Source organism: Ralstonia sp. RRA (assembly GCF_037023145.1).
Taxonomy (GTDB): Bacteria; Pseudomonadota; Gammaproteobacteria; order Burkholderiales; family Burkholderiaceae; genus Ralstonia.
The window spans coordinates 3,661,185-3,682,699 of sequence record NZ_CP146091.1; the positions used below are offsets into that span (position 1 = coordinate 3,661,185).

The 21,515-nt window shown below is 65.1% G+C and carries 16 protein-coding genes and 1 tRNA gene; 5 read left to right on the forward strand and 12 right to left on the reverse strand.

The genetic code is table 11. The features are described from left to right. Nucleotides 1–183: 183 nt before the first annotated feature. The 10 genes from V6657_RS17600 to def all read right to left on the reverse strand — a co-directional run bounded on the left by V6657_RS17600 (nucleotide 184) and on the right by def (nucleotide 11,160). Nucleotides 184–259 (reverse strand) — tRNA-Phe (locus V6657_RS17600). Nucleotides 260–326: 67 nt separating this feature from the next. After that, nucleotides 327–1,040, reverse strand: a complete 714-nt coding sequence (locus V6657_RS17605; protein ID WP_048934335.1) for a response regulator — start codon at nucleotides 1,038–1,040, stop codon at nucleotides 327–329. A gap of 36 nt (nucleotides 1,041–1,076) precedes the next feature. After that, nucleotides 1,077–3,524 (reverse strand): PAS domain-containing sensor histidine kinase, encoded by a 2,448-nt coding sequence (locus V6657_RS17610; protein ID WP_048934336.1) that lies wholly within the window; start codon nucleotides 3,522–3,524, stop codon nucleotides 1,077–1,079. After that, nucleotides 3,521–4,288, reverse strand: a complete 768-nt coding sequence (locus tag V6657_RS17615) for a DUF4390 domain-containing protein (RefSeq protein ID WP_048934337.1) — start codon at nucleotides 4,286–4,288, stop codon at nucleotides 3,521–3,523. Before V6657_RS17615 ends, V6657_RS17610 begins: the two co-directional genes overlap by 4 nt. A gap of 13 nt (nucleotides 4,289–4,301) precedes the next feature. Beyond that, a complete protein-coding gene (gene rsmB, locus V6657_RS17620) occupies nucleotides 4,302–5,633 on the reverse strand; it encodes a 16S rRNA (cytosine(967)-C(5))-methyltransferase RsmB (RefSeq protein ID WP_048934338.1) in 1,332 nt (443 codons plus the stop codon). 101 nt (nucleotides 5,634–5,734) lie between these two features. Continuing rightward, nucleotides 5,735–6,595, reverse strand: coding sequence for a zinc metalloprotease HtpX (gene htpX / locus V6657_RS17625; RefSeq protein WP_048934339.1), 861 nt, complete (start codon nucleotides 6,593–6,595; stop codon nucleotides 5,735–5,737). A gap of 107 nt (nucleotides 6,596–6,702) precedes the next feature. Further along, a complete protein-coding gene (locus V6657_RS17630) occupies nucleotides 6,703–7,368 on the reverse strand; it encodes a LysE family translocator (RefSeq protein WP_048934340.1) in 666 nt (221 codons plus the stop codon). Between the two features lie 52 nt (nucleotides 7,369–7,420). Continuing rightward, nucleotides 7,421–8,416, reverse strand: a complete 996-nt coding sequence (gene fmt, locus V6657_RS17635; RefSeq protein WP_048934341.1) for a methionyl-tRNA formyltransferase — start codon at nucleotides 8,414–8,416, stop codon at nucleotides 7,421–7,423. Between the two features lie 193 nt (nucleotides 8,417–8,609). After that, complete coding sequence (locus tag V6657_RS17640; RefSeq protein ID WP_048934342.1) at nucleotides 8,610–10,634, reverse strand: glycosyltransferase family 39 protein; 2,025 nt, start codon at nucleotides 10,632–10,634, stop codon at nucleotides 8,610–8,612. Nucleotides 10,635–10,644: 10 nt separating this feature from the next. Further along, nucleotides 10,645–11,160, reverse strand: a complete 516-nt coding sequence (gene def, locus V6657_RS17645; RefSeq protein ID WP_048934343.1) for a peptide deformylase — start codon at nucleotides 11,158–11,160, stop codon at nucleotides 10,645–10,647. Nucleotides 11,161–11,422: 262 nt separating this feature from the next. Here def and V6657_RS17650 point away from each other — a divergent pair, with 262 nt between their 5' ends. The 4 genes from V6657_RS17650 to V6657_RS17665 all read left to right on the forward strand — a co-directional run bounded on the left by V6657_RS17650 (nucleotide 11,423) and on the right by V6657_RS17665 (nucleotide 17,163). Then, a complete protein-coding gene (locus tag V6657_RS17650) occupies nucleotides 11,423–12,607 on the forward strand; it encodes a LysM peptidoglycan-binding domain-containing protein (RefSeq protein WP_048934344.1) in 1,185 nt (394 codons plus the stop codon). Between the two features lie 22 nt (nucleotides 12,608–12,629). Next, complete coding sequence (gene dprA / locus V6657_RS17655; protein ID WP_048934345.1) at nucleotides 12,630–13,838, forward strand: DNA-processing protein DprA; 1,209 nt, start codon at nucleotides 12,630–12,632, stop codon at nucleotides 13,836–13,838. A 50-nt stretch (nucleotides 13,839–13,888) separates the two neighbouring features. Beyond that, the gene (locus V6657_RS17660; RefSeq protein WP_048934346.1) at nucleotides 13,889–14,278 is read left to right on the forward strand and encodes a thioredoxin family protein; all 390 of its coding nucleotides are present in this window, start codon (nucleotides 13,889–13,891) and stop codon (nucleotides 14,276–14,278) included. A gap of 242 nt (nucleotides 14,279–14,520) precedes the next feature. Then, nucleotides 14,521–17,163, forward strand: a complete 2,643-nt coding sequence (locus tag V6657_RS17665) for a DNA topoisomerase III (RefSeq protein ID WP_048934347.1) — start codon at nucleotides 14,521–14,523, stop codon at nucleotides 17,161–17,163. A 75-nt stretch (nucleotides 17,164–17,238) separates the two neighbouring features. Here the strand turns inward: V6657_RS17665 and V6657_RS17670 are convergent, their stop codons facing one another. Continuing rightward, nucleotides 17,239–18,177: a LysR family transcriptional regulator gene (locus tag V6657_RS17670; RefSeq protein WP_048934348.1), complete on the reverse strand. Its 939-nt coding sequence runs from the start codon at nucleotides 18,175–18,177 to the stop codon at nucleotides 17,239–17,241. A gap of 449 nt (nucleotides 18,178–18,626) precedes the next feature. Between V6657_RS17670 and V6657_RS17675 the strand changes: the two genes are divergently transcribed. Continuing rightward, nucleotides 18,627–20,315, forward strand: coding sequence for an AMP-binding protein (locus tag V6657_RS17675; RefSeq protein ID WP_048934349.1), 1,689 nt, complete (start codon nucleotides 18,627–18,629; stop codon nucleotides 20,313–20,315). Nucleotides 20,316–20,364: 49 nt separating this feature from the next. Here the strand turns inward: V6657_RS17675 and rodA are convergent, their stop codons facing one another. After that, complete coding sequence (rodA, locus tag V6657_RS17680) at nucleotides 20,365–21,507, reverse strand: rod shape-determining protein RodA (protein ID WP_082170227.1); 1,143 nt, start codon at nucleotides 21,505–21,507, stop codon at nucleotides 20,365–20,367. Nucleotides 21,508–21,515: the final 8 nt, after the last annotated feature.

Here is a 21,515-nt window from a genome sequence, read left to right on the forward strand (position 1 = left end):
AGTCAGTGGAGTTGCGTATAGCTTCGTCAGAGGGGGATGATTTCCGCCGATGTGCGGCGTGGATGCGCGTCGGAGCGCATTCAAACGCAGTGGGCCACCGGTGGCGCTGACAGAGAAACGTCAGAGCACAGCCCAGAAAGCACTTAGCCCAGCGTAAAAACTGGGCTAAGTGCTTGAATATATTGGTGGCCTGGGGCGGAATCGAACCACCGACACGCGGATTTTCAATCCGCTGCTCTACCAACTGAGCTACCGGGCCAGAACAGAAAGGCGAGTATGGCAGGGTTCGCCCCCTGTCGTCAAGCCCTGTTGAAAAAGAGATTGAATCAGGCGGTCGGCTCGCCCTTGTTGCGCGAGAGTTCAACGCCCAGCTGCTTGAGCTTGCGGTACAGGTGCGTGCGCTCCAGGCCGGTTTTCTCGGCCACGCGGGTCATGCTGCCGCCCTCGCGCTGCAGGTGATATTCAAAGTAGGCGCGCTCGAACAGGTCGCGCGCTTCACGCAGCGGCATGTCAAACGAGAACTGCATGCCGCCGCCCTCGGCTGCGCGGACCGGTACACCGTTGGCGTCGGCGCGGTCGGCTGTGGCGGGTGCGCCCGCAAGTGCGGCATTCGGTGCGGCACTGGTCACGCCCGCAGCCGGCGCTGCCAACGGAGACGCCGCGCGCGGCTTCTCCTTGCTGCGCGACAGGCCCTGCTCCACCGCAGCCAGCAGCTTTTGTAGCGCGATGGGCTTCTCCAGGAAATTCAGCGCGCCGATCTTGGTCGCTTCAACGGCAGTGTCGATGGTCGCGTGGCCCGACATCATGATGACGGGCATGGTCAGCAGGCCTTGCGATGCCCACTCTTTGAGCAGCGTGACGCCGTCGGTATCCGGCATCCAGATATCGAGCAGGACGAGGTCGGGCGTTGCGTTCGCGCGGTGTTCACGCGCGCGCTGCGCGTTCTCGGCGACTTCGACAACGTGCCCTTCGTCTCCGAGGATTTCGGAGAGCAACTCCCGGATACCCATTTCGTCGTCGACAACGAGGATGGTGGCCATGCTTTTCCTCTGTGTGCGGCGGGATTGCCGTCCGCGTCACGCAAGTTTTACGAACAGTATGGAAACCTGGGCGCCGACGGTGTCGGTGCCCGATTGACCCGATTGGCGGTTGCGCAATTCGATGCGCGCCCCGTGCTCGTCCATGATTTTCTTTACCATGGCCAAGCCCAATCCTGTGCCCTTGGCTTTGGTCGTGACGTACGGCTCGAAGGCGCGGTTGAGGATGCGGGAAGAGAACCCGCCGCCGTTATCCGCGATCGCAAGCCGCACGGCCTGCCGCCGCGCGCCCGAGGCGTCGTCGTATTCTACCGTGTCAGTTTGCAACATGACATGTGCGGCAGGTCTTCCGGCGCTTTCGTTCTCGGCCACGGCGTCCTGCGCGTTCTGCAGCAGGTTGTGGATGACCTGGCGTAGCTGGGTCGGGTCGCCCTTGATCAACGGCAATCCCTCGCCCAACTTGACCTCGATGACGGGGTGATCGTGCTGGCTGGGGTGATCGATGCCGTACAGGTGCAGCACCTCGGAGGCGAGCGCGTTGAGGTCCAGCTCCTGTAGTACAGCGGGCGGTGTGCGCGCGTAGTCGCGGAAGTCGTCCACCATGCGCTTCATCGCCGCGACCTGGTTGACGATGGTGGTGGCGCCACGGCGCAGCACCTCGGCGTCGGCGTCGGTCAGCTTGGGCGAGAGCTTCATCTCCAGGCGCTCGGCCGAGAGCTGGATTGGCGTGAGCGGGTTCTTGATCTCGTGCGCCAGGCGGCGCGCGACTTCGCCCCATGCTACCGAACGCTGCGCCGAGATCACGTCAGAGATGTCGTCGAACACCACCACGTAACCGCGCTCCGTGCCGTGCGCGCCCACTGACGGCCCCGGCAGGCGCGTGCCGCGCACCAGCAGCGTGAGCGGCTCGTCTTCATCTTCGAGCGGAATCTCCACCTGCTTCTGCCAGTGCGCTGCGGCACCGCCGGCTGCGGCACTTGCGTCTTGCTCGGCGAAAGCCTGCTCGACCACCTGATCAAAGGCCGACAGCGGCACGATGTTGGCCAGCCCCTGCCCGACCCATGCGCCGAACGGCTGCTTGAAGATGCGCTCGGCACCGGGGTTGGCAGTCAGCAGGACAAAACGATGGTCGAACACGAAGACGCCTGCGGTCAGGTTGGTCAACACGCTCTCAAGATAGGCCTTCGATTGCTCGAGTGCTGCGCGGTTCTGCTCCACCGCGCGGCGTGCGTCGGCAAGTTGGCGCGTCATCTGGTTGAACTGCTGCGTCAGCACGCCGAGCTCGTCGCGCGTGTGCAGCTCACGCTTGGGCGAGAGATCGCCCTCGGCCACCTCGCGCGTGCCCTGCAGCAGCATCAGCAGCGGTCGTGCCAGCTGTGCGCCCAGCAGCAATGCCAGCATCACCGCGATGAACACCGCGAGGAACAGCGTGAGCGTGAGCGTGCCGATGTACATCTTGCGCAGGCCGGTGCGGCCGAGCGCTTTCTCCTGGTATTCCTGGTACGCGCGCTGGACCGCGTCCGCATTACGGGCGAGCGCCTGCGGCACCGGTTGTATGAGCTGCAGGAAGCGCTCTTCGCGGCCGGTTTCTCCCGTCAGGCCAAAGCCGCGTGAGATGCCCCCGTTGCCGTCTTCCGAGCGGCGGTCGGCCAGCAGGCCCGTGCCGGCCCATTTGCGCGCCGGCGAGCTGGACCCGAGCGTGGGTTCCTCGCGCGAGGTCGTGCCCAGTGCCACCACCACGCGCAGTTGATAGAGATCGTTGTGACGGTTGTTGCTGCGTGTGGAGGGCGTGGGGCCGGTGTCGCCTTCGCTGTCGCTGCCGCCTTCAAGGCTGGCGTAGCCGCCGGGTGCGCGCGCCTGTTCTAGGATGGCCTGGTCGGGCAGGCTCGGCACGAGCGTGTCGTAGGTGCTCGATGCGGTGGCCACCACGCGGCCATTGGCGGTGAAGATGGTCGCCTCCTGCACGCCAAATTGTTCGCGCAGGCGGTTGAGCGTGATGGCGGTGGCCGAGGCGGAACCGTCGCCCACCTGTTCAGCAATCAGGCGGCCCTTGTTCTGCAGGTCGGCCAGCGCGCTGTCCATGGTCGTGCGACCGAGGTTCAGCCCCGCCTCCAGCGCCGATTCGACCTTCACGTCGAACCACGACTCGATACTGCGCGAGACGAACTGCAGTGACACCAGATAGATCAGCACGCCCGGCAGCACGCCCACCACGCCAAAGAACACGGCCAGCTTGGTCATCAGCCGCGTACCGAACTTGCCGCGCCGCGCGCGCAGCGCCAGCGCCAGCATCAGCCCGCCGATGATCACCACCAGCAGCACGCCAATGACGAGGTTGACCTTGTAGAGCAGCGTGAAATACCGATCGAAGAATTCGGTGTTGGCCGAGGCGGCGGCCAGCAGCCCCACCAGCACAATCGCCAGAAAGACGATGGTGCCCGCCACCACCTGATATAGCAGGCGCTTGTAACTGCGATCGAAGATCATTTGGCGGGCGCCAGCAGCGAACCCGCGTTGCCGGGGCCGGCGCTCATGCCCCAGCCCGGATTGGGCGACAGGCCCGGTGCGGGCGTTGACGACGTGGGTGCGCTGGCAGCGGGTGCTGAGACCGGCGGTGCAGGCGGTGCCGACGGTGGCGATGCAGGTTCGTTCGGCACCAGGAAGCTGAACTGCTTCCATTCGGAAGCAAGGTTCCAGTCGCGCGTATTGACGGCGTTGATCTGGAACGGCTTGGGCAACTGCGTCACGTCCAGGCGCATGCGGACTTGGGCTTGCACGGTTTCACCGGTCTTGACGGCGCCACGTTCGAACACGCGCCAGCCGCGCACGTGCTGCATGAAGTCGACCGCGTCTTTCAGGCGCGAGAACGGCACTTGCAGGCCGCCGGTCGATACCCGGTACTGGCGCGCTAGCGGATGGTAGGACAGGCGCACCACGCGCGTGGCGCTGACGGCGTGGTCATCGAACCAGTACCAGCGCGGGCGGATCAGCTCGAACTCGACAAGAAAATACAGCGCGATGCCTTTGTTAACCGCTTCTTCGAGGTTGCTGGGCAGATCGAAGTCGAAATCGGCGGTGAGGTTCCAGCCGCCGTCGGCGTATTCCAGTTGGGCGCGGTTGACTTCGATGGTTTGTGCGGACGGCGCTGTCGGCCACAACAGGCACAGCATGCCCAGTACGACAAGCCGGTGCAGCATCTGCCGGAATCGGGCGGGCAGCAGCTGGAGCGATGGGCGGAGGAAGACAGTCACAACGGTCGTCGCATCAGGGCCGTTTCTGGAACACCGCGTAAAAGAAGCCGTCGTGGTCGAGCGGCAGTGGCGAGACACCCGGGATGAAGCTGCTCGCCGACGCCGCATTGGGCGAGGCTGGCAGCAACTGGCCGGGCGCGTGCAATCGTATCGCATCTTCGAGATGGCTTTCAAACCATCGGGCTTGCGTTTCGCCCTCCGTCGGGAAAATCGAACACGTGACATAAACCAGCTTGCCACCGGGCGCGAGGCATGCCCATAGGGCGCGCACGATGTCGCGCTGCAGGGTGGCCAGCGCCTTGAGATCGGCCGGACGGCGCAGCCAGCGGATGTCCGGGTGGCGCCGCACGATGCCGGCAGCCGAGCACGGTACGTCGGCGAGGATGCGGTCGAACGCGCGGCCGTCCCACCAGGTGTCGGGCTGGGCGGCGTCGCCCACGCAAACGGTAGCGGTCTGGGACAGGCGCGCGAGATTCTCGTTGATGCGCACGGCGCGTGCGGCGTCCGATTCGAGTGCCACCACGTCCAGGTTGTCGGCCAGTTCCAGCAGATGGCCGGTCTTGCCACCGGGTGCGGCGCAGGCGTCCAGCACGCGCTGGCCCGGTACCACGTCGAGCAGTACTGCAGCCAGTTGCGCGCCGGCGTCCTGCACCGAGACGTCCCCTTCTGCAAAGCCGGGGAGTTCGGCGACCGGTACGGCACGCGCCAGGCGCACGGCCTGCTCGCCGATGCGCTCGGCGTCGATGCCGGCCTCGTCCAGTTGGGAGAGGTAGGCATCGACTGCAACGCGGCGCGGGTTCACGCGCAACACCATCGGCGGGCGGCGGTTGCCGGCGGCGAGGATGTCTTGCCACGTATCGGGATAGGCGCTGCGCACAGCATCGATCCACCATTGCGGGTAGTTGGTGGCGGCCACCGGGTCGGCCTGCATGGCCGCGACGAGTTGGCCTTGTTCGCGCAGGAAACGCCGCAGCACGCCGTTGATCATGCCCTTGCCATGCGCGAGCTTCGGGTCGGCCGAGGCGGCGCGCACCGTCTGATCGACCACGGTGAAGGGGGCGTACGGCGGCGGATCATCCAGCAATTGCGCGAGCGCCACGCGCAGCAGATTGGCGGCGCCTTCGGCGGGCGGGCGCGGGATCAACGTGCGGATCAGCCAGTCGGTGCTGCCGAGCCAGCGCGTGGCGCGGTAAGCGAGATCCTGCACGGCGCCACGCACCGGTGCGGGTTGGCCCTGGCAGACGGCATCAATGGCCTGCGGCAACGCTGTGCCTTGCCGCAGCTTGCCCATCGCAACGGCGGCAAGTGACAAGGCGTGGGCGAGGGAATCGGGCGGCAGGCGCATCGGAGCAGCGGAAATCAGGCGGATGAAGGGGCGATACAAATGCAACGAGCCCGCGATGGGCGGGCTCGTGCGGACTGCGGAAGTATAAAGGAAGCGCTCGCTTAACTCGGATACTGACCGGTCTGCGCCATCTGCATCAGGCGCGCGATGCGCTCTTCCGTGGCCGGGTGCGTGCTGAACAGGTTGGCCAGGCCGCCGCCGTGCAGCGGGTTCATGATCATCATCTGCGCGGTGGCCGGGTGCGCCTCGGCAGCGGCAAACGGGATACCAGCGGCATAGCGGTGGATCTTGTCCAGTGCCGACGCCAATGCTTGCGGGTCGCCGCTGATCGTGGCGCCGCCGCGGTCGGCTTCAAACTCGCGCGCGCGGGAGATCGCCATCTGGATCATCGCCGCTGCCAGCGGGGCGAGGATCGCCACGGCAATCCCAGCGATCGGGTTGGCCGGCCGCCCCTCGCTGTCGCGCCCGCCGAAGAACACCGCAAAGTTGGCCAGCGCCGAGATCGCACCGGCCATGGTGGCCGAGATGGTGGAGATCAGGATGTCGCGGTGCTGCACGTGCGCCAGCTCGTGCGCCATCACCCCGCGCAGTTCGCGCTCGGAGAGGATGTTGAGGATGCCGGTGGTGGCCGCCACGGCAGCGTGCTCCGGGTTGCGGCCGGTGGCAAAGGCGTTGGGCTGGTCTTCTTGGATGAGGTAGACGCGCGGCATCGGCAGGCCGGCACGGCCCGCCAGCTCCTGCACCATGCGATAGAACTGCGGCGCGCTGGTCTCGTTGACTTCCTGCGCGTTATACATGCGCAGGACCATCTTGTCGGAGAACCAGTACGAGAAGAAATTCATGCCCAGCGCAAACAGCAGCGCCAGCATCATCCCGCTGCGTCCGCCGATCATGCCGCCGATGACGATGAACAGCGCGGTGATCGCTGCCATCAGCATGAAGGTCTTGATCCAGTTGAACATGGGGGCGTGGCTCCTGTTATTGGTGGGTTGGGAGTTTCTTAGATCACGGCAACCCCTGAAAATTCAAGGAGTTGCGCGATATTTCGTCGCAGATGACGGTTGCTTCGTCAACGAGTGGTGAATGCCAACCGCGCACCGAGTCCAATGAACGCCGTGCCGACCACGCGATCAAGCCAGCGCTTGATGCCCGGCTTGCCCGCCACGCTGCGTGTAACGCTGGCGGCCACCCACGCGACCATGCTGTTCCACACTGTCGACATGGCGATGAACACCACGCCCAGCGCCACGAACGCCGCCGCCTTGTGGCTGGCATGCGGATCGACGAACTGCGGGAAGAACGACAGGAAGAACAGCACCACCTTCGGGTTCAGCACATTGGTGAGAAAGCCCTGCATGAACAACGCCTTGAGCGGGCGCGGGCGCTTGGCAGCGGCGGTCTGCTCGGGGGTTTCGGCCTCGACAGAGGTGTCGTCGCGCTCGGGCGGCGCCAGCAGCATGCGGCCACCCAGGTAGATCAGGTAGGCCGCCCCCACCACCTTGATGACGGTGAAGGCCACGGTGGACGCGGCCAGCAGCGCCGTCAGTCCAAAGGCCACCGCCAGCACGTGCACGCAGCACCCGGCCGACACGCCCAGCGCCGACATCAGCCCCGCCATACGCCCCTGCGACACACTGCGCCCGACGATGTAGGCCGTGTCCGGCCCCGGCGTCACATTCAGCAGGAACACCGCCAGCATGAAGAGCGGCAGGTTGATGATGCCCAGCGTGGTCATGGCGAGGTCCTCTCTATGCTCTCTATATATAGATAGGGGTGATGGCGACGGTTCAGGCGCGCGAGGCGAAGCGCTGGCCCGGCTGGATCGCCAGGCCCTGCAGGAATTCGCGCGCGGGCAGGCGCTTGCCGCCCGGCTTCTGCAACTGTGTCACGCGCAGCGCGCCGGCGCCACAGGCAATTGTCACGCCGTCGGCGTTGGCGGCGAGCACCATGCCGGGTTCGGCTTCGGTCGGCCGGTCGGCCAGCGCCTCGGCTTGCCAGAATTTGATCGTCACGCCATCGAGCGTGGCCGATGCGCCAGGGAATGGGTTGAACGCGTGCACCTGGCGCAGCAGCGCGGCAGACTGGCGTGACCAATCGAGCGCGGCTTCGTCCTTGGCGATCTTCTCGGCGTAGGTCACGCCTTCTGCCGGTTGCGGCGTAGCGGGCAGCTTGCGGCCGTCCTGCGCCAGCCGGGTCAGCGCCTCCACCACCATGCGCCCGCCGAGCGCGGCCAACGTGTCGTGCAGCGTGCCCGTGGTGTCGGCCAAGCCGATGGGCGCGCGCTCCATGCTGATCATGTCGCCGGTGTCGAGGCCCGCATCCATTTGCATGAGCGTGATGCCCGATTCGGCATCGCCGGCCTCGATGGCGCGGTGGATGGGCGCCGCACCCCGCCAGCGCGGCAGCAGCGAGGCGTGGATGTTGATGCAGCCAAAGCGCGGCAGGTCCAGCACTTCCTGCGGCAGGATCAGGCCGTAGGCGGCCACCACCATCACGTCGGGGCGCTGCGCGGCCAGTGCATCAATGGCTTCCGCGGCCTCCTGCGGATATTTACCCGTGCGACGCAGCGACGGCGGCTGCAGGATCGGCCCGAACCCCTGCCCGAGATGCGATAGGGCGTATTGCTTGACAGGGCTCGCCTGCAACTGCATGCCGCGTCCGGCCGGACGATCCGGCTGGCTCAGCACGGCAACGATGGGGAAGCCGGCCTGGTGGATCGCCGCCAGGGCGATCTGCGCAAATTCAGGCGTGCCGGCAAACGCTACGCGAAGGGAGGGCGTCATGGGGCGGAGAGCGAAAAAACGGGAAAACGCGCTACACAACAGCGTAGCGCATTGGATTTAGAACCTGTTCTCGATCCTACTGCGCAGCCCGATGTTGGTCCTGCGATGCTTGCCGTACCCATGTACGGTTGCCGGTTTTGGCAAATTCGTTGGCCCAACCTCGGGCTGCTCGCTACGGATCGTGAACGGGTTCTTAGCGGCTGCCGCGATGTGGCGTGTCGGCGAGCGGGACGATGGGCTCGGGCGAGGGCAACGTCTCCGATACGCCGTTGCTGCGCCGCTGGAAAAGCGAGAACGTTTCGTTGGTGTCGCCGGGGCGGCTGCCGCGCCATACCATTTCCCAGTTGTCGCCTTGTGGGCGGCGTCGACTATGCTCCGGCCTTTTTTCGAGCACCAGCATCAGGTCGCAGGTGCGTGCGGTCGGGTTGGGGCGGTGGTCGTCGCCTGCGCCGCTGTGGCCGAGCAGCCATTTGACCGGGCGCACGCCGGTTTCGTAGTGCATCAACGCGCGTTCGCTCTCGCCCATGCCGCGCGTGGCCACGCAGATCTGCGCGGATTCGAGAACGGGTTTGATCGCTTGGAACAGGGGGCGGTAGCTGCGCGCATCGTCCACCCACGGCATCAGTAGTGTGCCGAGCAGGCCCCACACCATGCCAAGACCTGCTGCCCACGCCACCACGCCCGAACGTGCCGGACGCAGCCACACACAGACAATCCACAGCACGGTCATGCCGGCGGCCGCCAGCACGGCCACCGGGTGCAGCAGCATGTCGTACGGCAGCGGCAACACGCGGCCCAGCACCTTGGCCAGCCAGCCCGGCAGCGACTGCCCACCGTTCGTCACGAGCGTCGCCCACACGGCCCAGACCACCATTCCCAGCACGCCGAACAGCGTGACCGATACCACCCAGGCGCGCGTACGCCAAGCGGGCGGAATCAGCAACAACATCGGCGCACCCAGCAGAACCAGTGCCGGTTGCAGCGGCATCAGATACACGTCGCGCAGCACGGCTGAGCGCAGCACCACGGCAATCGTCACGAGCACGAACAGCGCCACCACCAGGTGCCCCTGATACGGCAGCAGCCAGGCTGCCCGCGCACCGCGTCCGCGTTGGCGCACCAGTTTGTAGAGCGAGATTCCCAGCACCGCCACCGCCGGCCACACCGCCGGCGTGCCGGTCAGCAGGATTGAGCGAACGGTGGTGACGAGCGATCCTTTCTCACCGCCCAGGTGCGAGAACCCGAAGAAGCGGCCAAGGTTGTTGACCCAGAACCACTCGATGAACAGGTCTGGCGATTCATGCCAGAAGATGGCCGGCCAGATCACCAGCCAAGGCAGCGCTGCCAGCAGCGACAGCCCATAGAAGCGCCATGCCTGGCGATTGCGAAAGTCCGGCAGCAGCACCATTGCCGCCAGCAGGGTCAGCCCGAACAGGCCCGGTACCAGCACGCCCTTGCCGAGGAACGCCACGCCGACGCCCGTGCCGAACCACAGGGCCGGACGCAGTACGTCCACACCGTGTACGCCGCCCGCTTCGCTCGCCTTCACATAGCGCACCAGGCCGTACAGCGCGATGGCTGTGCCAGCCAGCTGCGGCACGTCGGCAATGAACTTGTGGACATGCTCGACCAGCCCGATACAGCCGGCAAACAGCAACAGTGCGCTCAGCGCGTAATCACGAAACGCTGCGCCGCCAGAATCCAGCCCGGCGATGCGGCGCTCGGCCAGTGTCGGGCCGGGGCGCCCACGTGCCAGTTGCGCGCCGACGCGCATGCGCCAGTCACGTGCCTCGCCACGCAGCAGGCGTGCGGTGCGCCAGACCGCCAGGCAGGTCAGCGCCATCCAGAACAGCACGGCCAGACGCACCGCTTCGTGCGGCGGCAGGTCGGGCACGGCCAGCGCGGCCAGTGCGCCGGTCCAGTACACCAGTGGCGGCTTCTCGACGAAAGGCTCAAAGGCGACATTGGGGATCACCCAGTCGCCGCGCTCGATGATGTTGAGCACCACGCCGAACGAGTACGGCTCGTCGGCTTTCCAGGGCGCACGCCAGAACGTGCCCGCCACAAAATAGGCGCACACCATCAGCACGACGATCGCGCGCCAATGTCGCACCAGCACGGCGGTGAAGCTGCGTGCGCGCGTGTCCGGGCCGGCGTTGGCGGGTACGGTCGACATCAGCGGGAGGGAGGGCGTGCGCGCGTTGGCGTCGGGCGGCATGAACGCGGGATCAGCGCTGGTGCTCCAGATCGCGCTGATGCTTCTTGAGCTTGGAGCGGATGCGTGTCTGCTTGAGCGGCGAGAGGTATTCGACAAACACCTTGCCCATCAGGTGATCCATTTCGTGCTGGATGCACACGGCCAGCAGGCCATCGGCCTCCAGCTCGAAGGTTTCGCCCTTTTCGTTCAGTGCGCGCACGCGCACGCGGTCGGGGCGTTCAACCTTGTCGTAGATGTCGGGCACGGACAGGCAGCCCTCGTCCCAGACCTTGTGCTCGGCGCTGGCCCAGACGATCTCGGGGTTGATGAACACGCGCAGTTCGTCGCGCGACTCCGACACGTCGATGGTGATCACGCGCTCATGCACGTCGACCTGCGTGGCGGCCAGGCCCACGCCAGGCGCCTCGTACATGGTCTCGGCCATGTCGGCCACCAGTTTGCGAACGCGATCGTTCACTTCAACGACCGGTTTGGCGACCTTGTGCAGCCGCGGATCAGGGTATTGCAGGATATTCAGTAGGGCCATGATGCTTGGCAACAACGGTTGCGGAAGGCCACGCTAACGAGGGGTTGCCTTCAATTGCGATCGCTTGGAATGTCATGCAGAATCGGGGGCGCTATCCGCCACATGGCTTAGGAAAAAGCCTGACGAATGTTTGATGCCATACCCCTCTCGCTGCGACGCACGAAGCGCGCAGCAGCGGCGGTCAGGCGTCGCGCAGGCGCTGACCAAGCACGCGGACCACTCGCCGATTCTTCATAGAATAATGCGCCATCGTAACACACCGATGCTGATCAAGCCCGCCACGCAATCCACCACAAAAGCGCGCCAGTCTTACGTTTGCGCCTTGTCTGCGGTTGCCGCGGCAACGCTGTTTTGCGTAGGTGCCGCACATGCTGCCGAGCGCACTGTCTCTCCGGCGCAACAAGCGCAAGCCACTGTGGCCGCGCAAACAGGGATTCCTGAGTCCGAACTCGCCACCAGCGCGCCTGCGCAGTACACCGTGCGCCGCGGCGATACGCTGTGGGCGATCTCCGGCAAGTATCTCAAGCGGCCGTACCGCTGGCCTGAACTGTGGGGCATGAACCGAGAGCAGATTCGCAATCCGCATCTGATCTATCCGGGCCAGGTGCTCTATCTGCATCACGCCAACGGCCGCGCCTGGCTGTCGAGCTCGCCGGCCTCGGCGGACGGCAGCACGGTGCGCCTGTCGCCGCATACCCGAGTGTCGGGCCAGGACGGCGACGCTATCTCCAGCATTCCCGCCTCGGTCATCGAGCCATTCCTCACGCAGCCGATCGTCGTGGACGAGGAAACGCTGGCGACGCCGGCGCGCATTTTTGAACTACCGGAAGGCCGCGTCTACCTGGGTAAGGGCGAGAGCGCCTATGCTCGTGGTCTGCCCGATGGGGAAGCCGGTCAAGCCGGCACCGAGTGGCAAGCCTATCGCCCGGTCAAGCCGCTCAAGGATCCGGTCACAGGCAACGTGCTCGGCTATGAGGCCGACTTCCTCGGCACCCTGCGTGTGGTGCGCGCGGCCACCGGCCCGCAGGCCGTGACCAAGATGGAGGCGCTGACGTCCAAGGAAGAAATGGGCGTCGGCACGCAACTGATGCCGCTGCCGCCGCGCGTGCCGGTGCGCTACGTGCCACATGCGCCCGAAGGCAACGTGCACGGCGTGGTTGCCAAGGTGACGGGCGGCGTGCGCTTTGGCGGTTCGGATCAGGTGGTGGTGCTGAACATCGGCAGCCAGCAAGGGCTGGAGGCCGGCCATGTGCTGGCATTGTCGCGTGCCGGCACGGTCGTCAAGGATCGGACCGCCGGCGGTGAAGCCGTGCAACTGCCGGAAGAACGTTACGGCTTGGCCTTCGTGTTCCGTGTGTTCCCGCACGTGGCCTACGCGCTGGTGACGGACTCGTCGAACACCGTGGAGGTGGGCGATGCTGTCGATAATCCGATGACGCAACCCTGATCACGCTGACTGCAGTCCTGATTTGACTGATGCCTCACAGGTCGCGGCGGGTGCCGCGACCGACTCCATTGATTCCCTCTCCTGCACACGCGATTCCGTAGAGCTGGCCGCGTGGCTGCGTCTGACAGAAACCCCCGGTGTCGGCCCTGTTGCCGCGCGTCAGTTGCTGGCGGCCTTCGGCTTGCCGCAGGACATCTTCGCCCAACCGTATTCCTCGCTTGCCCGGGTGTTGCCCGAGCGGCAGGCGCGCGCGCTATTGGCCGCGCCGGACGAAACGCTGGCTGCGCTCATCGAACGCACCGTCGCGTGGGCAAATGAGCCTGGCAATGCCGTCTTTACGTTGGCCGATCGAGGCTATCCGCCCCGCTTGCTGGAGCTGACGGACCCGCCGACCGTGCTGTACGCCAAGGGCGATGTGTCGCTGCTGCGTGCGGCGGCGGTGGGTGTGGTGGGCGCCCGCAGTGCCACGGCGGCTGGCATCGACAATGCGCGGGCGTTTGCGCAGGCGCTATCTGCGGCGAGCGTGACGATCGTCTCCGGCCTGGCGCTGGGCATCGATGCGGCGGCGCATGAGGGCGCACTGAACGGGCCCGGCAGCACCATCGCCGTGGTGGGTACGGGCCTCGATATTGTTTACCCGGCGCGCAACCGGGCGCTGGCGCACCGCATTGCCGAGGCCGGGGTCATCATCTCCGAATACCCGCTAGGGATGGGCGCGCGTGCTGAGAACTTTCCGCGCCGCAATCGCCTGATCGCCGGTCTCGCGCGTGGGTTGCTGGTGGTGGAGGCGGCGGCGCAGTCCGGCTCGCTGATCACTGCGCGGCTGGCGGCTGAACAGGGCCGCGATGTGTTTGCGATTCCGGGCTCGATTCACTCGCCGCTGGCCAAGGGCTGCCACCTGCTGATCAAGCAAGGCGCCAAGCTGGTGGAAACTGCCGCCGACATCCTCGACGAGTTGGGCTGGGGGCGTACAGTCGCGCCGGTCAAGCGTGCTTCGCGCACTGCGCCGGCCGAAAGTGCCGCCATTGCGGCAGCACCCGCTGCGCGCCTTGCGCCAAGCGCGGCTGAAACCACGCTGCTCGATGCGCTCGGCTTTGACCCCGTTGATCTAGATACCTTGTGCGAGCGCACTGGTCAGGCCGCGGCTGCGTTGTCGGCACAGCTTCTGGCGCTGGAACTGGATGGCCGCGTGGAGCGCCAGCCCGGCGGGCGCTTTCTGCGGCTTCCTTGAAAGCGTGCCTACAATAGCTGCGATCTATTCGTCGCACACTGCCGCTGTTTATGCCGCTTCTCTCGCCCGACACTGATGCCACTACGCTGCATACGCGCATGCGGACGGGGCAGTTGCTGGTCGCGTGCTTGTGCGCCGAGTGGTGCGGCACCTGCCGCAGCTACCGCACGACGTTTACCGAGTTGGCGGCGCGGCATCCGGAATGCTGCTTCGTCTGGGTGGACGTGGAAGACCATGCCGATGCCCTGGGCGATTTCGATGTCGAAAATTTCCCCACCCTGCTGATTCAACGCATGGATGACGCCGGCGATGTGTTGTTTTTCGGCCCCGTCTTGCCGCATGCCGGTGTGGTGGAAGGCATGCTTTCGCGTGATTTGCGCGCCGCCCCAACTGTGACGGCGGCACCCGACTTGCGTGGCTGGCTGCTGCAATCGGCCTGATTGCGAGCCTTGACAATGCAAGGCGAAGTCTGCGTCACTCTATTGCACCTGAAAAGGAACCGCGCTTATGATTGGCGGCCAAATTCGGGGCAGACTGCTTGAATGTGCGCTTTGATAGGCGCCGGCAGCACTTGAAGTCGGCACGCGTTGCCATAAGACTCTACAAAACCCACGCGAACGGCCGCTATTAGAAAGCGACCTCTTGTTTACCTGATTGCTTGCGATCGCCAGGATCCGCTCACATGTCCAAGGCCCTCATCATTGCCGAAAAACCGTCGGTCGCCGCTGATATCGCGCGCGCGCTGGGTGGCTTCACCAAGCACGACGAGTACTTTGAGAGTGACGACTACGTCCTCTCCTCGGCGGTTGGCCACCTGGTCGAAATCGCTGCCCCCGACGAATACGAAGTCAAACGCGGCAAATGGAGCTTCGCCCATCTGCCGGTGATCCCGCCGCACTTTGATCTGCGCCCGATCGCCAAATCCGAATCGCGCCTGAAGGTGCTCACGCGCCTCATCAAACGCAAGGATGTGACCAGCCTGATCAACGCCTGTGACGCGGGGCGCGAAGGTGAATTGATCTTCCGCCTGATCGCGCAACACGCGAACACCAAGCTGCCGATCCAGCGCCTGTGGCTGCAGTCGATGACGCCGCAGTCCATCCGCGATGGCTTCGGCAAGCTGCGCAGCGACAAGGACATGATGCCGCTGGCCGACGCCGCCCGTTGCCGTTCCGAGGCCGACTGGCTGGTCGGCATCAACGGCACGCGCGCCATGACCGCCTTCAACAGCAAGGGCGGCGGCTTCTTCCTGACCACCGTGGGCCGCGTGCAGACGCCCACGCTGTCGATCGTGGTGGAGCGCGAAGAGAAGATCAAACGCTTCGTGCCGCGCGATTACTGGGAAGTGCGCGCCGAGTTCATCGCCGCAGCCGGACTGTACGAAGGCCGCTGGTTCGACCCCAAGTTCAAGAAGGACGAGTTCGATCCCGAACGACGCGACTCGCGCCTGTGGAGCGAGGCCGAGGCCAAGAGCATCGTCGCCGCATGCCGCGACAAGACGGGCACGGTGACGGAAGAGTCGAAGCCGTCGACGCAGATGTCGCCGGCGCTGTTCGACCTGACCAGCCTGCAGCGCGAGGCCAACGGCCGCTTCGGCTTCTCGGCCAAGAACACGCTGGGTCTGGCGCAGGCGCTGTATGAAAAGCACAAGGTGCTGACCTACCCGCGTACCGATTCGCGCGCGCTGCCCGAAGACTACATGGGCACCGTCAAGCAGACGCTGGACATGCTGGGCGAGAGCTCGCCCAACTACCTGACGCACGCGAAGAAGATCCTCGCCAACCAGTGGGTCAAGCCGAACAAGCGGATCTTCGACAACAGCAAGATCAGCGATCACTTCGCCATCATCCCGACGCTGCAGGCACCGAAGAACCTGTCGGAGCCGGAGCAGAAGCTGTACGACCTGGTGGTGCGCCGCTTCTTGGCGGTGTTCTTCCCGGCGGCCGAGTACCAGGTCACCACGCGCGTGACCGAAGTGGCCGGGCATCACTTCAAGACCGAAGGCAAGGTGCTGGTGAATCCGGGCTGGCTGGTCGTGTACGGTCGTGAGGCGCAGGGCGAGGATGCCAACCTCGTGCCGGTCGCCAAGGACGAAAAGGTCAAGACCGACAAGGTCGAACCGGTGGGCCTGACCACCAAGCCGCCCGCTCGCTACAACGAAGCGACGCTGCTCTCGGCCATGGAAGGCGCCGGCAAGCTGGTCGACGACGATGCGCTGCGCGAAGCCATGGCGGGCAAAGGCCTGGGCACGCCAGCCACGCGCGCGGCCATCATCGAAGGCTTGTTGACGGAAAAGTACCTCGTGCGTGAAGGCCGCGAGCTGATCCCGACCGCCAAGGCCTTCCAGCTGATGACGCTGCTGCGCGGCTTGGGTGTGGAAGAACTCACGCAGGCCGAGTTGACCGGCGGCTGGGAGCACAAGCTCTCGCTGATTGAGCGCGGCCAGTTGGAGCGCGACGAATTCATGCGCGAGATCGCGCAGATGACGCAGCAGATCGTCAAGCGCGCCAAGGAATACGACAGCGACACCATCCCCGGCGACTACGCGACGCTGGCCACGCCGTGCCCGCAATGCGGTCACGTGGTCAAAGAGAACTACCGCCGCTTCGCCTGCAGCCACTGCGACTTCTCGATCAGCAAGATCCCGGGCGGCCGCCAGTTCGAGCTGGACGAGGTGGAAGAGCTGCTGATCAATAAGACCATTGGGCCGCTGCAGGGCTTCCGCAGCAAGATGGGCCGGCCGTTTGCCGCCATCCTCAAGCTGGCGCAGGAAGACGGCCAGTGGAAGATGGCGTTCGACTTCGGCCAGAACGAGGAAGAGGACGGCGAACCGGTCGACTTCACCGGCCAGGAAAGCGTCGGCCATTGCCCGAAGTGCAACGGCAACGTCTACGAGCACGGGTTGAAGTACGTGTGCGAGAACGCCGTGGCGCAGCCCAAGACGTGCGACTTCACGACCGGCAAGATCATCCTGCAGCAGGAGATCAGCCGCGAGCAACTGGGCAAGCTGCTGACCGACGGCAAGACGGATCTGCTGACCGGCTTCAAGTCCGCACGCACGGGGCGCAACTTCAAGGCGTTCCTGGTGAAGCAGCCGGACGGCAAGATCGGCTTCGAGTTCGAGCCGCGTGGTGAAGGCAAGGGCAAGCCCGGCGCGAAGACTGCAGCCAAGAAGACGACAGCCGCGGCCAAGACGCCTGCTGCCAAGAAGGCCCCGGCCAAGAGTGCGGCCAAAACGGCGACGAAGACTGCCGCCAAGAAAGCCCCGGCGCGCAAGAAGGCCGCCGAAGCCGAGACCGACGAGGAAAGCACCAGCGAAACCTGATCGCTGGTTTCGATAGCACCAACGCAAACGGGAGGACACTGTCCTCCCGTTTTGTTTTGGCGATGCGGTTGCGACTTACGCGGCTTCGCTCAGGCCTCGGCCGGCACGTGCTTCGCTGTGCTTGACCTCCATCGCCTGGGCCAGCATGTAGTCGATAAAGGTGCGAACCTTGGTCGGCAGGAATTTGCGGCTCGGGTACACCAGCGATAGCGACCGGTGCGGCAGCTTGTACTGTGGCAGCACGCGCACCAGCTTGCCCGATTCCAGATCCGGCCGCGCCATGTACGACGACAAGATTGCGATGCCCATGTCGGCCAGCACCGCGCGGTGCATCAGCTCGGCATTGCTGGTGACAAGCGAGGGCTGCACCGGCACCGAGATCGACTGACCTTCGGGCGTGCTCATTTCCCACTCGTGACGCAGTTGCGGGTGCCACATGGCGATGACGCGGTGCTCGGCAATGTCTTCCGCGCGCTGCGGCGTGGAGTGCTGGCGCAGGTAGGCGGGCGTGGCCGCCATCACCATCTCGGCGGAGATCATGCGGCGCGCCACCAGGTGCGAGCCCAGGCCCAGTTCTGACACCATGATGCCGACATCGCGGCCGTCTTCCACGATGTCGATCGGGCGATCGGACAGCGCCACGTCAAACGTCACCTCGGGATAGAGCTGCTGGAAGCGCGCCAGCAGCATCGGTAAGACGTGCAGCCCGAACATCACCGGCGCGACGATGCGTAGGCCGCCCACCAGCGCTTGGCTGCGCGAGGTGGCGAGCGACTCTGCCTCGTCGATGTCGAGCAAGATTTGCTGACAGCGCTGCAGATAGGTTTCGCCCACGTCCGTCAGCGACAGGCTGCGCGTGGTGCGGTTGAGTAGGCGCGTGCCAAGGTGCGCCTCCAGATCGGCCACGTAGCGCGTGACCACGGCATTGCTCATCGACAGATGCTGTGCTGCCCGGGCGAAGCTGCCAAGCTCCACCACTTTGGAAAACACCCGCATTGACTGCAAACGATCCATTCCAGCCTCTCACATGATTTGTTGTCAAAAATAGAACAAATCTGTCGTGACAGCAAATTTTTGATGTTGTCTGCGCAATTCACTGTCCAGGCTGAATGATGGAATGTAAGTACACGCTCCCATTGAAATGGCCACATTCTTTACCTTCCGTGGGCATCCTTGCCGAGGCTGAGTATCCGCCTTCTCCCTGATTGACGTCGCGGCAGGTTTGCGCTGAGACTCTATACCGAAGGGTAGATTTTTGGCGCCTGTCCTGTCTTGGATCACGTTTTGCTGCGGTTTTGGGTGGAACGTTGTTTTGCGCAAATCGATACGGCAACCGCAAGACGGGCTGGTCATACTCGAGCGATGGATGCCACACAACCTGCCCCGCATGAGCGCCCCGGTACGAGGGCAGCCATCACGGCCAACGCATTGCCCCGCGATGCCGACCGCCGAGGAGACACCACATGACGATCCAGAACCGCGAACCGGTTGACTACCTGGCAGGTGAAATGCCGCTGCACCGGTATTGCGCCCACCATGCGCAGCAGACACCCGAGCGGATCGCTCTGCTCTGGTACGGTCGTACGATCTGCTGGCGCGAGCTGGACCAGCTTGCGACCCGGCTGGCGGTGCAGTTGCAGCGGCTGGGCGTGGCGCGCGGCGACCGCGTGGCGCTGTTCCTGCAGAACTGCCCGCAGGCCATCCTGGCGCATCTGGCTACGGCCAAGCTGGGCGGCATCGTCGTGCCGTGCGGGCCGCTGTCGCGTCAGCATGAGTTGCGCGACCAGCTGGCCGATTCCGGCGCGAAGGTGCTGGTGGCGGCCGCAGACCTGATGCCGATTGTCGAGGCTGCCCGGCCGGGCACCTCGGTTTCCACCGTTATCACCACGCGCTATGCCGATCTGCAGCCGTCGCAGCCGGCATGCCGCAAGGCGCTGGCGGTGCCGCCCGAACTGATCGCGGCCGATGCCTCGTCCGCGCCGCCGATCAAGAACAAGCCCGGCGCCGCGCAGCTTGACCTGATGCAGTTGCTGGCCGAGCCGGTGGATGTGGCCGAACGCAACGCCGTGACCGCCATCCAGGTCGATCTGGACGAGGTGGCCCTGATGATCTACACGTCGGGCACCACCGGCCGCCCCAAGGGCGCGATGCTCACGCACCGTAATGCCCTGTACAAGACTGCCGTGACGGCGCAGGTGAGCGGTGTTCAGGCGTCCGACGTGCTGCTGGCGGTGGCGCCGCTATCGCATATCGCCGGCATGCTGATGGGCATGAACGTGATGCTGTATTCCGGCGCGACCACCATCCTGCTCTATCGCTTCGACCCGCTGGCTGTGCTGCAGGCCATCGACCGCTACCGCGTCACGCGCTGGTACAGCATGACGCCGATGAACCTCGCGGTGATGGCGCACCCGGATGCTGCGCAGTACCGCATGGAATCGCTGGTGGCCAATCCGTGCACGAGCTTTGGCGTGACGTTGACGGAGGCGATTGCCGAGCAGTGGCGCGCCTTTGCGGGTAGGCAGTGCAGCATCTACGAGGCCGCCTACGGCCTATCGGAAACCCACACCTGTGATGCCATCACGCCGCCCGACGCGCCGCGCTGGGGCTGGCACGGCAAGATCGTCCCGCAGACCGAGGTACGCATCGTTGATCCGCACACCGGCGCCGAACTGCCCCCCGGTCAGGCTGGCGAGATCACCATCCGCAGCCCCGGCGTGTTCCGCGGCTACTGGCAGCGCGACGAAGCCACGCGTGCCGCGCTGCAGAACGGCTTCCTGCACACCGGTGACATCGGCCAGCTCTCGCCCGACGGCTATCTGCAATGGCAAGGCCGCATCAAGGAGATGATCAAGGTCTCGGGCTATAGCGTGTTTCCCGAAGAGGTGGAGGCGTTGCTCTCTCGCCACCCGGGCATCCGCCAGGTGGCCGTCACGCCGATCCCCGATCCCGACAAGGGCGAGGTCGTCTGCGCACACGTGGTGCCGATGAACGGTGTCACGCTCACCGAGGCGGAGCTGATTGCCTGGTCGCGCGACAACATGGCGCCGTACAAGGTGCCGCGCCGGGTGAAGTTCCACGATGCGCTGCCGGCCACCTCCACCGGCAAGGTGTTGCGGCGCCTGCTGCGCGAAGAGGCGCTCGCCGCCTGAAACCACCGCCTGAAAACAAAACGGCCGCCAATTCCTGGCGGCCGTTCTGCTATGTCTGCACGAAGCGTTTCTGTCGGGCGATGCTCATCAGGATACCGATGCCCATGCCCAGCGTGACCAGCGCCGTCCCACCGTAGCTAATGAGGGGCAGCGGCACGCCCACCACGGGCAGGATGCCGCTCACCATGCCCATGTTGACGAAGGCGTAGGTAAAGAAGATCAGCGTGATCGACCCCGCCAGCAATCGCCCGAACAGCGTGCCCGCATTCGCCGCGATGAACAGGCCGCGAATGATCAGCAGCAGGTACAGGAAGAGCAGGATGCCGTTGCCCACCAGCCCGAATTCTTCCGAATACACCGCGAAGATGAAGTCGGTGTGCTTCTCGGGGATGAACTCCAGGTGGGTTTGCGTGCCCTTCAACCACCCTTTGCCCGTCACCCCCCCCGAGCCAATGGCGATGATTGACTGGATGGTGTGGAAGCCCTTGCCCAGCGGGTCGGTGGTCGGGTCCAGCAGCGTGCACACGCGATGCTGCTGGTAGTCGTGCAGGATCGGCCAGTTCACGCCCGGTGCGCAGATGCGCGACTCGAACGACACCACCAGCGTGATCGCCGTCACGGCAATCACCAGCACCGGCACGATCAGCCGCCACGACAGGCCGGCAAAGTAGATCACGTAGATGCCGGCGGCCAGCACCAGCAGCGCCGTCCCCAGGTCCGGCTGCTTGGCGATCAGGCCGACGGGAATCAGCAGCAGCAAGGCCGCCGCTAAATAGTCATACCAGTGGATCACGCCCTCGCGTTTCTGGAAGTACCACGCCAGCATGAGCGGCATGGCGATCTTCATGATCTCGGAAGGCTGCACCACCACGCCGATGTTCAGCCACCGCCGCGCGCCCTTGCGGATCAACCCGAATGCCGCCACGCCAATCAATAGCGCCACGCCAACGGTGTACAGCGGCACCGCAAAGCGCATCAACGTCTGTTGCGGCAGGTTGGCGATGATCCACATCAGCACGAACGACAGCAGGATGTTGCGGACCTGGTCTTCCACCCGGCCCGGCATGTCGATGGCGGCCGAATACAGTGCGACCAATCCCGTGCCCAGCAGCAGAAACACGATCAGTGCCAGCGGCACGTCAAAGCCGGTGAAGAGCGACTTGATGACGTTGAATATGCGGCGCTTGTCCAGTTTGTCCA

Excerpts from the sequence above, each read along its gene's own strand:
- V6657_RS17605 (WP_048934335.1), bottom strand. The coding sequence starts at position 1,040 with ATGGCCACCATCCTCGTTGTCGACGACGAAATGGGTATCCGGGAGTTG.
- V6657_RS17610 (WP_048934336.1), bottom strand. The coding sequence starts at position 3,524 with ATGATCTTCGATCGCAGTTACAAGCGCCTGCTATATCAGGTGGTGGCG.
- rsmB (WP_048934338.1), bottom strand. The coding sequence starts at position 5,633 with ATGCGCCTGCCGCCCGATTCCCTCGCCCACGCCTTGTCACTTGCCGCC.
- htpX (WP_048934339.1), bottom strand. The coding sequence starts at position 6,595 with ATGTTCAACTGGATCAAGACCTTCATGCTGATGGCAGCGATCACCGCG.
- V6657_RS17630 (WP_048934340.1), bottom strand. The coding sequence starts at position 7,368 with ATGACCACGCTGGGCATCATCAACCTGCCGCTCTTCATGCTGGCGGTG.
- fmt (WP_048934341.1), bottom strand. The coding sequence starts at position 8,416 with ATGACGCCCTCCCTTCGCGTAGCGTTTGCCGGCACGCCTGAATTTGCG.
- V6657_RS17640 (WP_048934342.1), bottom strand. The coding sequence starts at position 10,634 with ATGCCGCCCGACGCCAACGCGCGCACGCCCTCCCTCCCGCTGATGTCG.
- def (WP_048934343.1), bottom strand. The coding sequence starts at position 11,160 with ATGGCCCTACTGAATATCCTGCAATACCCTGATCCGCGGCTGCACAAG.
- V6657_RS17650 (WP_048934344.1), top strand. The coding sequence starts at position 11,423 with ATGCTGATCAAGCCCGCCACGCAATCCACCACAAAAGCGCGCCAGTCT.
- V6657_RS17660 (WP_048934346.1), top strand. The coding sequence starts at position 13,889 with ATGCCGCTTCTCTCGCCCGACACTGATGCCACTACGCTGCATACGCGC.
- V6657_RS17665 (WP_048934347.1), top strand. The coding sequence starts at position 14,521 with ATGTCCAAGGCCCTCATCATTGCCGAAAAACCGTCGGTCGCCGCTGAT.
- V6657_RS17670 (WP_048934348.1), bottom strand. The coding sequence starts at position 18,177 with ATGGATCGTTTGCAGTCAATGCGGGTGTTTTCCAAAGTGGTGGAGCTT.
- V6657_RS17675 (WP_048934349.1), top strand. The coding sequence starts at position 18,627 with ATGACGATCCAGAACCGCGAACCGGTTGACTACCTGGCAGGTGAAATG.